The sequence below is a fragment of the Polynucleobacter necessarius genome, assembly GCF_900095215.1.
GTDB lineage: Bacteria > Pseudomonadota > Gammaproteobacteria > Burkholderiales > Burkholderiaceae > Polynucleobacter > Polynucleobacter necessarius_H.
Genome location: NZ_LT606949.1, coordinates 1,123,779 through 1,137,577 on the forward strand (window position 1 = coordinate 1,123,779; position 13,799 = coordinate 1,137,577).

11 protein-coding genes, 1 tRNA gene and 3 pseudogenes are annotated in these 13,799 nt (G+C 47.0%); 7 read left to right on the forward strand and 8 right to left on the reverse strand.

All coding sequences use genetic code 11. The features are described from left to right. Window positions 1-16: 16 nt before the first annotated feature. The 7 genes and pseudogenes from DXE35_RS06110 to DXE35_RS06140 all read right to left on the reverse strand — a co-directional run bounded on the left by DXE35_RS06110 (window position 17) and on the right by DXE35_RS06140 (window position 6,408). Window positions 17-930 (reverse strand): annotated as a pseudogene (locus tag DXE35_RS06110) (Bug family tripartite tricarboxylate transporter substrate binding protein). 226 nt (window positions 931-1,156) lie between these two features. Further along, a complete protein-coding gene (locus DXE35_RS11015) occupies window positions 1,157-1,411 on the reverse strand; it encodes a malonyl-CoA decarboxylase domain-containing protein (RefSeq protein ID WP_269459871.1) in 255 nt (84 codons plus the stop codon). Beyond that, on the reverse strand, window positions 1,392-2,456 hold the full coding sequence (locus DXE35_RS06115; RefSeq protein WP_269459872.1) for a malonyl-CoA decarboxylase domain-containing protein: 1,065 nt from the start codon (window positions 2,454-2,456) through the stop codon (window positions 1,392-1,394). Before DXE35_RS06115 ends, DXE35_RS11015 begins: the two co-directional genes overlap by 20 nt. 135 nt (window positions 2,457-2,591) lie before the next feature. Next, window positions 2,592-3,500 (reverse strand): annotated as a pseudogene (locus DXE35_RS10605) (LysR family transcriptional regulator). A gap of 15 nt (window positions 3,501-3,515) precedes the next feature. Next, window positions 3,516-4,304: a prolipoprotein diacylglyceryl transferase gene (lgt, locus tag DXE35_RS06130; RefSeq protein ID WP_114689898.1), complete on the reverse strand. Its 789-nt coding sequence runs from the start codon at window positions 4,302-4,304 to the stop codon at window positions 3,516-3,518. A gap of 5 nt (window positions 4,305-4,309) precedes the next feature. Then, window positions 4,310-4,774 carry a DNA polymerase III subunit chi gene (locus DXE35_RS06135; protein ID WP_114689899.1) on the reverse strand — a complete coding sequence of 155 codons (465 nt, stop codon included), beginning with the start codon at window positions 4,772-4,774 and terminating at the stop codon, window positions 4,310-4,312. Window positions 4,775-4,803: 29 nt separating this feature from the next. Beyond that, window positions 4,804-6,408: a leucyl aminopeptidase gene (locus DXE35_RS06140; RefSeq protein ID WP_415070301.1), complete on the reverse strand. Its 1,605-nt coding sequence runs from the start codon at window positions 6,406-6,408 to the stop codon at window positions 4,804-4,806. A 163-nt stretch (window positions 6,409-6,571) separates the two neighbouring features. Between DXE35_RS06140 and lptF the strand changes: the two genes are divergently transcribed. From lptF to DXE35_RS06155, 3 genes and pseudogenes are all read left to right on the forward strand, one after another. Beyond that, window positions 6,572-7,687, forward strand: coding sequence for an LPS export ABC transporter permease LptF (gene lptF / locus DXE35_RS06145; protein WP_114689901.1), 1,116 nt, complete (start codon window positions 6,572-6,574; stop codon window positions 7,685-7,687). After that, entirely contained in the window at window positions 7,684-8,838 is a 1,155-nt protein-coding gene (gene lptG / locus DXE35_RS06150) for an LPS export ABC transporter permease LptG (RefSeq protein ID WP_114689902.1), read from the forward strand. The genes lptF and lptG overlap by 4 nt, the downstream gene beginning before the upstream one ends. A gap of 62 nt (window positions 8,839-8,900) precedes the next feature. Further along, a pseudogene (locus DXE35_RS06155) lies at window positions 8,901-9,838 on the forward strand (CysB family HTH-type transcriptional regulator). A 30-nt stretch (window positions 9,839-9,868) separates the two neighbouring features. Here the strand turns inward: DXE35_RS06155 and DXE35_RS06160 are convergent. Further along, window positions 9,869-9,953: transfer RNA gene (locus DXE35_RS06160), tRNA-Leu, on the reverse strand. A 155-nt stretch (window positions 9,954-10,108) separates the two neighbouring features. On the opposite strand from DXE35_RS06160, the gene DXE35_RS06165 reads away from it, so the two are divergent. The 4 genes from DXE35_RS06165 to nadD are packed head-to-tail and all read left to right on the forward strand — an operon-like array spanning window position 10,109 to window position 13,789. Then, window positions 10,109-10,828, forward strand: a complete 720-nt coding sequence (locus DXE35_RS06165) for a YebC/PmpR family DNA-binding transcriptional regulator (RefSeq protein ID WP_114689903.1) — start codon at window positions 10,109-10,111, stop codon at window positions 10,826-10,828. 30 nt (window positions 10,829-10,858) lie between these two features. Further along, window positions 10,859-12,136 carry a phosphoribosylamine--glycine ligase gene (purD, locus tag DXE35_RS06170; RefSeq protein ID WP_114689904.1) on the forward strand — a complete coding sequence of 426 codons (1,278 nt, stop codon included), beginning with the start codon at window positions 10,859-10,861 and terminating at the stop codon, window positions 12,134-12,136. Window positions 12,137-12,177: 41 nt separating this feature from the next. Next, the gene (hemF, locus tag DXE35_RS06175; RefSeq protein WP_114690394.1) at window positions 12,178-13,089 is read left to right on the forward strand and encodes an oxygen-dependent coproporphyrinogen oxidase; all 912 of its coding nucleotides are present in this window, start codon (window positions 12,178-12,180) and stop codon (window positions 13,087-13,089) included. Between the two features lie 10 nt (window positions 13,090-13,099). Continuing rightward, entirely contained in the window at window positions 13,100-13,789 is a 690-nt protein-coding gene (nadD, locus tag DXE35_RS06180) for a nicotinate (nicotinamide) nucleotide adenylyltransferase (RefSeq protein ID WP_114689905.1), read from the forward strand. The last annotated feature ends 10 nt before the right edge of the window (window positions 13,790-13,799 follow it).

Here is a 13,799-nt window from a genome sequence, read left to right on the forward strand (position 1 = left end):
TATTTCATAAAAATTCTTAATCTAATTTAACGACTGAAGCTTTAGCTACGGCAGCCCAACGCTTGATATCGGCACTCACAAATTTGCCAAAAGCAGGGCCAGATAAGTTAGGCGTATCAGAACCATTATTGGTCCAGATCGTTTTTAAGTCAGGAGTATTAAGCGCCTTTTGAACCTCGACAATCATGCTGTCAACGATGGGCTGAGGCGTTCCCTTTGCAGCAAACAGGCCATACCAGGCCGAAACCTCGTAACCTACTAAACCAGACTCTGCGGCAGTTCGAACATCCGGAAATCCTGGTGCGCGCTTTTGAGAAGCCACTGCAATCACCACAATAGAGCCATTTTTAATTTGCGCGGCAGAAGATCCCAACCCGTCAAACTCGATATCCACTTGGCCGGCAATCAAATTCTGCATAGCTGGACCCGCTCCGCGATACGGGATATGGGTGATAAATGTTTTTGTCAGCATCTTAAGCTGCTCAGCTGCAAGATGATGTGAGGAGCCATTGCTAGCGCTCGCATAATTAAATTTGCCAGGATTCTTGTTAAGAAGCTCAATAAACTCTTTGAGATTTTTAACTTGAACATTTTTCGGATTCACCACGATCACTTGAGGTGGGTTTGCGACCATGGCTACAGGTATAAAACTTTTCTCAATGTCGTAATCCAAGTTTTGGTACATAGCAGGAGCGATTGCGTGATGCGCGGCGCCCATGCAAAAAGTGTAGTCATCGGGTGCAGCCTTGGCGGCAATTGAAGCACCCAAAGTACCTCCAGCGCCGCCACGGTTATCGATCACAATCCGTTTACCCAATTGCTTGGTTAATTGAGCTGCTAAAGGCCTAGCAAACGCATCTGTTCGCCACCCGCTGGAAACGGCACAATCACCGTAATCGGCTTATTAGGCCATTCTTGAGCGCACACCAATCAAGGTGCTGCGCAGATTAAAAATATCGCCTTCTTCAGGCTTACCGAAAAGCATGACTGTTTAAACATCTCGTCTCCTCCACTTGCCACTATTCATGGCTATGTACATTATGAATACCGCAAAATCGCCAACCATACTACCTGGATCCTAGCGTCCAGTTTACCTGTACCCCTTAAGTGGATCTCTTTGGACCCTGCTTGAGAGCATCTCCTCCAAAATTTCTCATCATGGCGCCATTAAGCGGCCAACAGATCTTAAATACACAATTTCACCATTAGCGAATTTCTCATGGGTTTCTTCGACATTCCCCAAGTCATACAGATAATTCACCATCAAGCCGGCTAATTGACGAAAACCTTTACGCGATAAATCTCCAGCCCAATTCACTAGATGCAGCTTTGCGCCGTTACCTAAATGGAACTTAGCCACGGGATTGCCGTTACGCCCTGTTGAACCAAGTTCAAGATAAATAGCAGCCAAGCAAAGCCTCTTGCTCTTTAGGTGAAGCTAAATCTGGATGCCACCCCGCACTTAATTTCTCCGTCCAAGATTGCGCATCCAACTTCAACGCAGCCAAAGCGTGATCACGAGCCGTTCTTAAGTTAGGCTTGAATCGCTCCGCTGGCACATCCTCACCTAAATTAGCTCCTGCCGATACCCAATCCATAAATCCCAGGATGGGAGACAAGGTGACAAATGTTTTCAGCCCAGGGCATTCAGCATACAGCTGCTCGGCAACGCGCTTAATTAAACAGTGCCCCATCGAAACACCGCGAAGCCCAGGCTCACAGTTGCTAATGAAATAGAAAACCGCCACTTTATAGTGTGAAGGCTGATCAACCGTCTCTGCCTTCTTGTCCACCAAAGGTGTAATCACCGTTGGGATCTCCGGCAACAAAGCGACTTCCACAAAAATCAGCGGCTCACTTGGTAGCTGCGGATGGAACAAGGCAAAGCAACGACGATCTCGCTGCAGTCGACGACGTAAGTCATCCAAGCCATCAATGGCGTGTACCGCCTCATGCTGAATCAACTTCTCCAGAACCTCTGCTGGGGATTTCCAGTCCACGCGATGCATCTTCAAAAACCCTGGATTAAACCAAGATGTCAAAAGGTGGCGCATATCAAAATCAACCGCAGCAAGTTCCGGCTTTTTATCTAAGATCTGCAAAAGATCGCGACACATTTGCACCGCTGCGGCAGTGCCATGGTCGGCGCGATTTAAGAGACGAAATAATTCTTTGCGAGGTGACTCAGAAACTTTTTGTAGGTGAATGTAATTACGCGCTGTTGCTTCGGATGCGAAATTTTGGGCGGCTTTCAGAACCGCATCCACTTGAGGATTTAATTTCTCAAATAGGCAAGTAAAAAAAGGGGGGTGCTGATCTTTTGTAAGCTTACGATAGTTATTCACGACATCATCTGCCATGCTGACTGCGTTCGCTTCGCCTCTCTCGGAAATTAAGCGCTGGACAGCATTATTTGCTTTAGACAGGTTGCGAGCTTTTGCTAATTTTTCGAGCATGTCATCTTTTCACAAAAGCAAAACGATAAAAATACGATCAAATTCAATTTAGTACCCATGATAGGCAAAATCAATTAAGTTAAATGAATGTTCATTAACTTAAAGTTAATTAATACAATACGACCTCGTGGTATATCAGAGGTTTTTGCGATGCAACATGCGGGCTTCAGCCGCTAAGGCAACAATATTCGAATTGGGTTCATTAGCCTGAAGATACAGTAAACCAATTCGTTGGGTAACCTGGTACTTGGGCGGTAAAGGGGTAAATTCAATCGCATCACCCATTAATGCCTTCACCCTTCCCGGCAATAAGGAGCGACCGAGAGCGCCTGAGACCATACTCATGAGTGAGAAGATGTCACAAACCTTCATCACCACATTAGGGTTAAACCCCGCCAACTGAAATGCCTCATAAAACCCTGAGGTTGTCGCAAATCCATCCTGCAGGGTAAGAAATTTTTCATTCTGATACTCAGATCAATCAATTTCGGCTTGAGTGGGCTTGCTATTTTTTGAGGAAACTAAATACGGTTGGTCCTCAAAAAGGGGTACCACCTGCACTCCTTCGGGAAGATTTTGCGAGGGCACTGCAATAACCACTGCAGCCAAGCTACCCTCGGTTAATCGCTTCATTAATTCTTCATTAGATCCCAGATACAAATCAATATCCAAGTCCGGTCTACGAATTTTCGTACCCATAATCACACGGAGAATGATATTGGCAGTCCATGAGCACATTGCACCCAAACGAATTTGCTCACTCTCCACCCCTGCTTTTGCTCTCGTCTTTTTCAGAATGCGATCTACATCAGCCAATAAATCCACACTTGCTTCATCCAAGTAGAGTGCGGCTGGCAAAGCCTTTAATTGACGCTCTTCTTTGATAAACAAAGGGCAACCAATCCCCGACTCCAATGAATGAAGTGCTTTGTGAATACTGACTGAACTTAAATGTAACTCTTCGGCCGTTCTAGAAAGATTGCCAGTGCGTACAAATGAACAAAGAATCTCTAACTTACGTAGCGTGAGCTCTTCATTCAACATAAATATGTGCGTCTATTAAAGACTCTTGGATTTAAATGCGGTCATCAGGTACACGCCAAACACAATCATTGGCACGCACAGCCATTGACCCATGGATAATCCCAATCCCAGAAGACCTAGAAAAGCATCTGGTTCGCGCGCGTATTCCGCTAGAAAGCGGCAAATTCCGTAACCCAATAAAAAGAAGCCTGATACTTGACCAACACGCCTGGGCTTGCCCGCATAGATCCATAGCGCCACCCCAAGCAGTAGACCCTCGCCCAACAGCTGATAAATCTGCGAGGGATGACGCGGCACCGTATCTACCAACGGAAATACCATCGCCCAAGGAAGATCCGTGGGTCTACCCCAAAGCTCTCCATTAATAAAGTTTCCTAGACGACCAAACGCAAGGCCAAAGGGAACCAGTGGAGCAACCAAGTCGCTCACGACAAAAAAAGTGGTCTTCCGTTTTTTTGCAAACCAATAAAGCGCGGCAAGAACCCCCAGCAACCCTCCATGAAAAGACATGCCGCCTTCCCAGATTTTGAAAATACTCAAAGGGTGGGTTAGGTAAAAACCGGGCATGTAGAACAAGGCATATCCCAAGCGTCCCCCAATGACTACACCTAGAACACCTGCAAAGAGTAAATCCTCTAGATCTTTATAAGTCCAGCCTAATGCCTGATAACGTGAAGCCAGAATACGCAGGCGACCTACAAGCAAGAACTGAGCAAAGGCCATCAGATACATCAGGCCATACCAATGAATTGCAAAAGAACCTATGCGAATCGCCGCGGGGTCAAACTGGGGATGAATCAACATAGGTCTTAACTTTTAGATTGGTCAAAGTTATGCAACTCGTGACCAAAATCTCGATAAGCTTTGTAACGTTCGCGTCCAGCCAAACTCTCCGCCTCATTCACAGTAACTACCTCAACAATTCTGGGGAAGCGCGCTACAAGGGCTGGAATATCACTAGGCATACGCATACCCAAATGAATCATGACATCGGCGTGAGGCACGCTAGCTAAGGCTGGAGAGGCAAAATCATCAGTCAAGACAATCGGCGTTTCCGCCGCAGCCTCATCCTCAATAAAACAGTTTGGCAAAAAGTCTGCGCCCCTGAACGACCATAAGAGGTCATTTAACTTGAATAAGTCAGCCCTCTCCCCCACCATCACGATATTTCGAACCGGCTCACCTTCTGGCGTAGCGCTCCAAATCTTGCGCGTTAAACGACAGGCATAATCCAGCTTGTCACTGACATTGCTATGAAAATCGATGCGCGCCATGGAGTATTTTTCTAAAAATTCAAAACTGCTTACTTACGCTCAAGCAAGAAATTCACCAACAAAGGAACCGGCCGACCAGTGGAACCCTTAGCGGCACCACTCCTCCAAGCGGTTCCTGCGATATCCAAGTGAGCCCATTTATATTTTTCAGTAAAGCGCGACAAGAAACAAGCCGCGGTCACACTACCGGCTGGACGTCCGCCAATATTGGCCACATCTGCGAAATTGGATTTGAGTTGCTCATGATAGACCGCGTCCAAAGGCAAGCGCCAGACAGTATCCAAGGAAGCATGACCCGCTTTGGTGAGCTCGTTAACTAAGCCTTCATCCTCAGAAAACAAACCGCTGTGAACATGCCCCAAGGCAATAATGCAAGCACCAGTTAAAGTGGCAACGTCAATGACTGCGGCCGGCTTAAAACGCTCTACATAGGTTAGCGCGTCACACAGAATTAAACGACCCTCGGCATCCGTATTGAGAATCTCAATTGTTTGACCAGACATGCTCTTCACAATATCGCCAGGACGTGTAGCCTGTCCTGATGGCATATTTTCACAAGTAGGAATGACGCCAATCACATTTTTCTTTAACTTCAGTAAAGAAACGGAGTACATCGTACCAATTACGGATGCGGCGCCACACATGTCGTACTTCATTTCATCCATAGCTTCACCTGGCTTGAGCGAAATGCCGCCAGTGTCAAAAGTAATACCCTTGCCAACCAAGACGATCGGCGCTTCGCCAGCCTTACCACCTTGATGACGCATCACAATAAATTGTGGCGGCGTATCAGAACCTTTGGCAACTGATAAGAATGAGCCCATTCCAAAAGCTTCAATTTGCTTACGACCCAGTACTTCCACTTTTAAGCCAGTCTTTTTGCTCAAGCCCTGTGCGGTTTTACCCAAGTAAGTTGGCGTGCAAATATTCGGTGGAAGATTGCCTAAATCCCTTGCCAAATTCATACCTTCAACCATGGCCATACCCTGATCAATAGCAGCTTTCAACTCTTTGGCGCAAGCATCATTGCCCGCAAACGTGAGTTGCTTAAAAGTATCCGCTTTATCTCTGGCTTTAAATTTCATTGCCGGCTGACGAACCCCAAAGCGATAAGCTTGGTCGCCAGCGTATTGAATAGTCAGGCGAACCTCTTCAGCGATAAATTCAGCCGTATGGGCAAGCGCAAAACTCGGAGTAAACCAAAGCGCGTTTTCAATCGATCCGCCACTAAGCACTTTCAACGCAGCGCGCGCTACCTTGGAATACGTAGTCAAGTTTCGTTCGCTAGCAAGGTGAATATCACCTAAACCAACTAGCAATACTCGCTTCGCTTTCACGCCATTGGTAGCCCAAGACTTTTCTGCGCGCAACATACAAACAGATGCCTGCTTGGAATCCAAGTCCCCAACAATATTGGCATGATTCACCGACCCGCCAAGTAATAGATCAAGCGCCGACAACAATCCCGCTTTTGCCTTGGCGCCCTTGACTCCGGAAAAGCCATCAAAATCGACCTTTGAATAAGCCATCACCAAACAGTCGGTATTGTGGCCAAGCAGGAATTGAAGGCTAGATTTCTGGAGTTTTGGACTCTGAAGGTCGGCTTGATGGAAAATCTTGGTACTAAATTGAATTGTCATAATCTATTACGGTGCTTTGGTCGTTTCAAAAGAGGGGTAATTGCTAATCTGGTAGGTTTATCCATTATCCTCCGATATAAGAATAATCCCCTTATCCATAGCAATATAAGCCATTTACTAACTTCAATCACCCCAAGAATCCAGAACCTTATTTCTCATGATTTTTAAACAGGTCCTTCGCCGCGAACTCAGTTTGACGACTGGTGGGGTCTTTTTGGTCTTAGTCACCATTATGGTGACTACGTTAGTGATTCGAATTTTGGGTTACGCCGCCAATGGCGTGGTAAATCCCGAAGATGCGCTCGTTTTAATCGCCTTAGCCACCTTGGGATACCTAGCGGTTCTTTTAACCGTTTCCTTGTTTGTTGCCACTCTCATTGTGTTGGTGCGCTGGTACAAAGATTCAGAAATGATTGTTTGGTTCGCGAGTGGCTTAAGCGTTACCAATCTCATTCGCCCCATTCTCCAATTTGCCACTCCACTCATCATCATCATCGCTTTACTTGCCCTCTTTGTCTGGCCCTGGGCAAATCGAGAATCCACTTTAATGAGTCAGCGTTTTCAACAACGTGATGATGTGTCCATGCTGAGCGCCGGACAATTTAAAGAATCGGCAAAAGCGGAGCGGGTCTTCTTTATTGAAGAGCTTGATGTGGATAAGAGCGAGGTAAAGAATATCTTTGTGGCCGACTCCAAGAATGGTCGCCTCAGCATTGCGGCGTCATCTACAGGCTATATTCAACATTCTGCAGGCGGTGAAAAATCTATCATCCTTCATAACGGCAGGCGCTATGAGGGACAACCTACTCAGCCCGATTTTAGAATCCTGGAATTTAACGAATACAGCACCAAGATCCGCAGCAAAGATGCCTTAGCGCCGGCACCGCGAGACCGCGAGAAGACGGTTACTGAACTTCTCAATGATCCCAGCCCAGCCTCCATTAATCCCAATCGCGCGGAATTACTCTGGCGCATTGGCTTGCCTTTGATGGCTTTAGGTCTAGTGCTGATTGCGATACCCCTCGCCTACGTCAACCCACGCCTAGGTAACTACACCGCCATGTTCTACGCGGTCCTGATCTACTTAATTTATAGCAACCTGCTGAATCTGACGCAAAACTTTGTCTCACAAGGCAAGGTCAGCGTCTTTGTTGCGATCTGGCCAATTCATTTGCTGGCTCTACTGATTGCAACAGTCTTAATTCGCAATCGCATCAATCCATCATTGAAGTGGTGGCTTCGTCAATTACCCGCTTCGATGGCTCGCAAATGAAGTTGCTCTTCCCCTTTATATATGAGCGCTATTTAGCCAAGCAGATTTACGCTGCTTTTGGCTTTATCTTATTTGCCTTGGTGGCTTTATTTTTGTTTTTTGATATTTTGAGTGAGCTCGGCTCTGTGCAAGGCGCTTATACACTTCCCCTTGCCTTACTCCATGTTCTTCTCAAGGCGCCTAGCCGTATCTCTGAGATCATTCCGATTGCAGGCTTAATCGGCAGTATCTATGTTTTTGCCATGCTCGCCAGTCAGTCTGAATTCACCATCTTGCGTATCGCTGGTTTAGATGTCAAATGCGGTCTCATTACCCTCGCCAAAATTTCACTTCCTTTAATAGCGCTAACACTCATCATGAGTGAATGGGTTGGCCCATATACCGAAGCCAAATCTGACCAGATTCGTATGAAAGCAATGGGGTCGGCCTACTCATCCCAATTTAGAACGGGTGTCTGGGTAAAGGATTGTCTACGAGATGAAGATGGAAGAGGCCCCGTTCGGCCAGGCGTGCGCTATGTCAACGTAGGCAAGGTTGATAAAGATAATGAAATTCGCAATATCCGTATGTACGAGTTTGATGACACTTACCATCTCCTCTCCATTCGAAGCGCAGTCTCTGGTCAGTTTGATGAAACCGGCATCTGGGTTCTCAATGATGTGACAGAAACTCGCTTTAAAGAAACCAAGCAGTCCGATCCACTGAACCCTGTATTCACTGCGCAAACTTTTACGCACCCAATTGTCACCCTGGAATCCGAAGTTACTCCACAGATTCTGAATTTTCTCTTAATCAGCCCAGAAAAAATGTCGATCGTAAGTTTGGGTCGTTTTATCTCGTATCTGCGGGATAAAAAGCAAGATGCGCAACGCCACTCCATTGCCTTCTGGCAAAAAGTGATTTACCCGTTCACGATTTTCGTCATGCTCACTCTCGCGCTTCCTTTTGCTTATTTAAAAGTACGTGCTGGTAGCGTTGGCATTAAGGTCTTCTGTGGCATCATTCTGGGAATTAGCTTCCAACTATTTCACTCTCTATTCTCAAATATGGGGCTTTTGGGATATTGGCCAGCCCTCCTCACCGCCATTACCCCTCCCCTGCTCTATTTCTTTTTGGGGCTGCTTGGATTGCGCCGGGTTTCAAGGGCTTAAGACCCAAAGATAATTTAGAATGTGATTCCTATATCTTTGTAGATATATAGATAGGAATCCTCATGAATCTTCATCAATTCCGTTTGGTGCGGGAAGCCGTGAGGCAAAACTTCAATTTAACGACTGCCGCTAAGGCGCTCTTTACCTCTCAGCCAGGCGTATCCAAAGCGATTATTGAATTGGAAGACGAATTGGGTGTGGCGATCTTTCGTCGCCACGGCACACGCATTCGGTCACTCACTGAGCCAGGTAAACGTATTTTGAGTTCGATTGAGCGCATTCTCGATGAAGTAGAAACACTCAAAAGAGTAGGCAAAGATTTTGCCAGCCAAGACCAAGGAAGTTTTGTGATTGCCACTACGCATACTCAAGCCCGTTATACCCTTCCAAAAGTGCTCTCCGAATTTACGAAACGCTGTCCAAAGGTGAAGGTCAGCATTCAGCAAGGTAGTCCAGGTCAAATTGTCGAACTACTGACACATGATCGCGCCGACATTGCCATCGCCACTGATGGCATTGCCAATACCCAAGGCGTGCTCGCTCTCCCTGGATATCGGTGGCAGCACGTATTGATGGTGCCTTTGAGTCATCCACTCCTAAACCAAGCAACACTGACTCTGGAAGAGATCGCCAAATACCCAATCATTACCTATGACAAAGCATTTGCGGGTCGCAGCAAAATTGATGCCGCTTTTGCGCAACGAAACATCACGCCCGATATTATTTTGGAAGCAATTGATGCCGACGTGATCAAGACCTATGTAGAAACTGCCATGGGTATCGGCATTGTGGCGGGCCACGCTTACGACCCTGATCGAGATCGCAATTTGAAAGTCATTCCGGCAGGACACTTGTTTGGCAATAACGTCACCCATCTCGGTGTCAAACAAGGCGCTTATTTGCGCTCTTCTATCCCTTCATTGAGCTCTTTTCGACAACGCTAACAAAGAAGATCGTTGAGCAAGCAATGTCGAATGAATCCGATACTTACGAGATTTAATTGGGATCAATAGCTGATTAGCTATGTGAGTGGTGCCTCGGGGCGGACTCGAACCGCCACGCCTTGCGGCACCGGATTTTGAGTCCGGCACGTCTACCAATTCCATCACCGAGGCAGGTGTTTGCAGTGGAAATTCTGCTTAAAACTTTGCTACTTTGTTACTGCTAAGACATAAGAGTTTAACAAAAAATTGGGGCTTACCCCATACCTTAGGTCTAGAACCCCTTAAAATGAGGTCTTCTAGCCAAATTATTAAAAGGAATCACCCGTATGGCCGGCCATTCGAAATGGGCCAATATTCAGCACCGCAAAGGTCGTCAGGACGAAAAACGCGGCAAGATTTGGACCAAACTCATTAAAGAAATTACCGTTGCCGCCAAATTGGGTGGCGGCGATGTTGCAACCAATCCTCGTTTACGCCTGGCTATTGATAAAGCCAAAGACTCGAATATGCCAAACGACAACGTGCAAAGAGCGATTCAGCGCGGCACCGCTTCACTTGAAGGCGTGAACTATGAAGAAATTCGTTATGAAGGCTACGGCATGAATGGCGCCGCCATTATTGTTGATTGCTTCACTGATAACCGCACCCGTACTGTTGCGGAAGTGCGTCACGCCTTTAACAAAAATGGCGGCAATATGGGAGCCGAAGGTTCGGTAGCTTTCTTATTCAAACACTGCGGAAAAATGTTGTTTGCTCCAGGCACTAGCAAAGACCAACTCATGGAGGTGGCTTTAGATGCCGGGGCTGAAGATGTCATCACTCACGATGACGAATCCCTGGAAGTGTTGTGCCCTGTACTTGATTTTTCTAAAGTGCAAGATGCTATTGGCAAAGCAGGTCTCAAACCTGAACTAGCAACAGTCGCCATGCGCCCTGAGACGGAGATTGCATTAGAAGGTGAACAGGCGGAAAGCATGCAGAAATTATTAGATTCGCTAGAAAACCTCGATGACGTTCAAGAAGTATTTACGAACGCCGCACTTTAATTACTTTATTTAAATATTAGATAGCTTGTTATGAAAATTCTACTTATTGGCTCTGGCGGACGCGAACACGCATTGGCTTGGAAGATGGCTCAATCCCCTCAAGTGCAAACGGTATACGTTGCCCCTGGTAATGGTGGCACCGCAACCGCCAAGCAGGCTGCAGCAGACATTGAGAATTTGCCAATCACTGGATTGCAAGAGCTTGCTGATTTTGCGAAACGCGAGAAGATTCATTTGACCGTGGTTGGTCCTGAGGCCTCGCTTGCCGCTGGCATTGTGGATGTCTTCCGCAATAACGGCCTACGCATTTTTGGACCAACTCAATTAGCGGCGCAATTGGAATCTTCAAAAGACTTTTCTAAAGCCTTTATGAAACGCCATGGCATTCCAACAGCGGATTATCAAACGTTTTCTAATGCACTCGAAGCACATGCGTATATCGATGCCAAAGGCGCTCCGATTGTGATCAAGGCAGACGGGCTTGCCGCTGGTAAAGGTGTTGTTGTTGCCATGAACCTTGAAGAAGCGCATGCTGCGGTTGACATGATGTTGGCTGATAACAAACTCGGCAATGCAGGCGCACGTGTTGTGATTGAAGAATTCCTCACCGGCGAAGAAGCCAGCTTCATTGTTTTAGTTGACGGTAAAAATGTGCTTGCATTGGCTACCAGCCAGGATCACAAACGCTTACTCGATGCCGATCAAGGCCCTAATACTGGCGGCATGGGCGCTTATTCTCCTGCTCCAGTGGTTACCCCGGAAATTCATGCGCGCGTATTGCGTGAAGTGATCATGCCTACCGTTAAAGGAATGCAAGCCGATGGCATTCCCTATACCGGCTTCCTCTATGCAGGCTTAATGATTGCGCCCGATGGCAAGATCAAGACTTTGGAATTTAACTGCCGTATGGGCGACCCAGAAACACAGCCGATCATGGCGCGCCTGCGCAGCGATCTCGTGAACGCACTTAATCATGCTGTAGATAGCACACTCAATGAAGTAGAGCTGGAATGGGATCGTCGCACTGCCTTAGGGGTTGTGCTTGCCGCCCATAGCTATCCAGACACTCCTCGCGCCGGTGATGTCATCACCGGCATTCCTGCCGATACTGAAGATCAAATTACCTTTCATGCTGGCACAAAACTAGAAGATGGCAAGATAGTGACCTCGGGTGGACGTGTGATGTGTGTTGTTGGACTGGCCGATACAGTTCGGGGCGCCCAACAAAAAGCATACGAAGCAATCAACCACATTAAATTCGATGGCATACAATATCGCAAAGATATTGGCTATCGCGCTATCAAGTAATTTTTACAGTGAGAGCACTCTTGTCAGATCAACACACTCAAATCGATATCGCAGCCTTAAAAGATTATTTTTTAGGCTTGCAAGATCGCATCACCAGCGCCATGAGCGGTTTGGATGGAAAGGTCTTTGTTTCCGATGAATGGCACAAGCCTGAAGACAGCAAACTCAAAGGTTATGGCCGCACTTGCATTTTGGATGGCGGCAACATCCTAGAAAAAGGGGGCGTAGGCTTCTCCCATGTTCGCGGCGATCAAATGCCACCCTCCGCATCGCATCATCGCCCTGAAGTCGCAGGTCGCAGCTTTGAGGCCATGGGTGTCTCTCTTGTTTTTCATCCAAACAACCCCAAAGTGCCCACCACACATATGAATGTGCGCTGTTTCATTGCGCAAGCACCCGACAAAGAACCGGTATGGTGGTTTGGCGGCGGTTTTGATCTCACCCCTTATTACGGCGTTGATGAAGACTGCAAGCACTTTCATCAAACCGCCAAGGACGCTTTAGATCCTTTTGGCGAAGAACTCTACCCCCGCTTTAAAAAGTGGTGTGATGAATACTTCTACTTAAGGCACCGGGAAGAGCCCCGTGGTATCGGCGGCGTTTTCTTTGATGACTTTAATGAGCTTGGTTTTGAAAAGAGCTTTGCGATGACTCGCGCTGTTGGCGATGCATTTATTACTGCCTATTTGCCGATCGTGCAACGCCGCTATCAAGATAGCTTCACACCAAAAGAAAAATCATTTCAAGAATATCGCCGTGGTCGCTATGTGGAATACAACCTCATCTTCGATCGTGGCACTATCTTTGGTCTGCACTCTGGGGGTCGCACTGAATCCATTCTGATGTCACTGCCACCCGTAGTTCAATGGTGGTACAACTGGCAACCCGAGCCCAGCACGTCTGAAGCCAAGCTTTATGACCACTACCTTAAGCCACGCGACTGGCTAGCCTAAGCACCCATCATTGAGCACCATTAAAAAAATTGGCATTCTTGGTGGCATCTTTGACCCTCCTCATATCGGCCACTTAAAACTAGCCACGCATTTTGCCAAGCTACTGCACCTAGATGCGCTATTACTCATCCCCAGTGGTGAGCCATGGCAAAAAGGTTTTGGCATTACTCCAGCAGAAATCCGCTTGCAATTAACTGAGGCTGCTGGCATTGATTTAGCGCGTGCGTTTTTATATCTCAAAATCTCCACCCAGGTTGGCATTGATCGCATAGAAGTGGATCGCGCTGGCCCTAGCTATGCGATTGATACCGTCAAAGCACTACGCGAGCGCTTTGGAGAAAGCGCCAGTCTCATTTGGCTAATGGGGGCAGACTCTTTGCATGTACTACCGAGCTGGAACTCATGGGACAAACTGAGTCAATACGTTAATTTTGCGGTTGCCACAAGGCCACAGCACGACTTAAATGAGCCAACCAGTCCTGAAGTAAGTCAATTTTTGCAAGAACATCAGACAAAGGACGCTGCTGCTCTTGAAAACCAAGCTGCAGGCCTAATATACATTGATGAAAGCGTGAATGTCGATCTGTCCTCTACTGCTCTACGAAACCGCCTGAAATCCAGCTCTAGAAGCACTGTTGCATCTGAGCAAATTCCAACCCACACCCTAGAAATCATTACAAATCTAGGCTTGTATCAGTAATCAAGCTAAG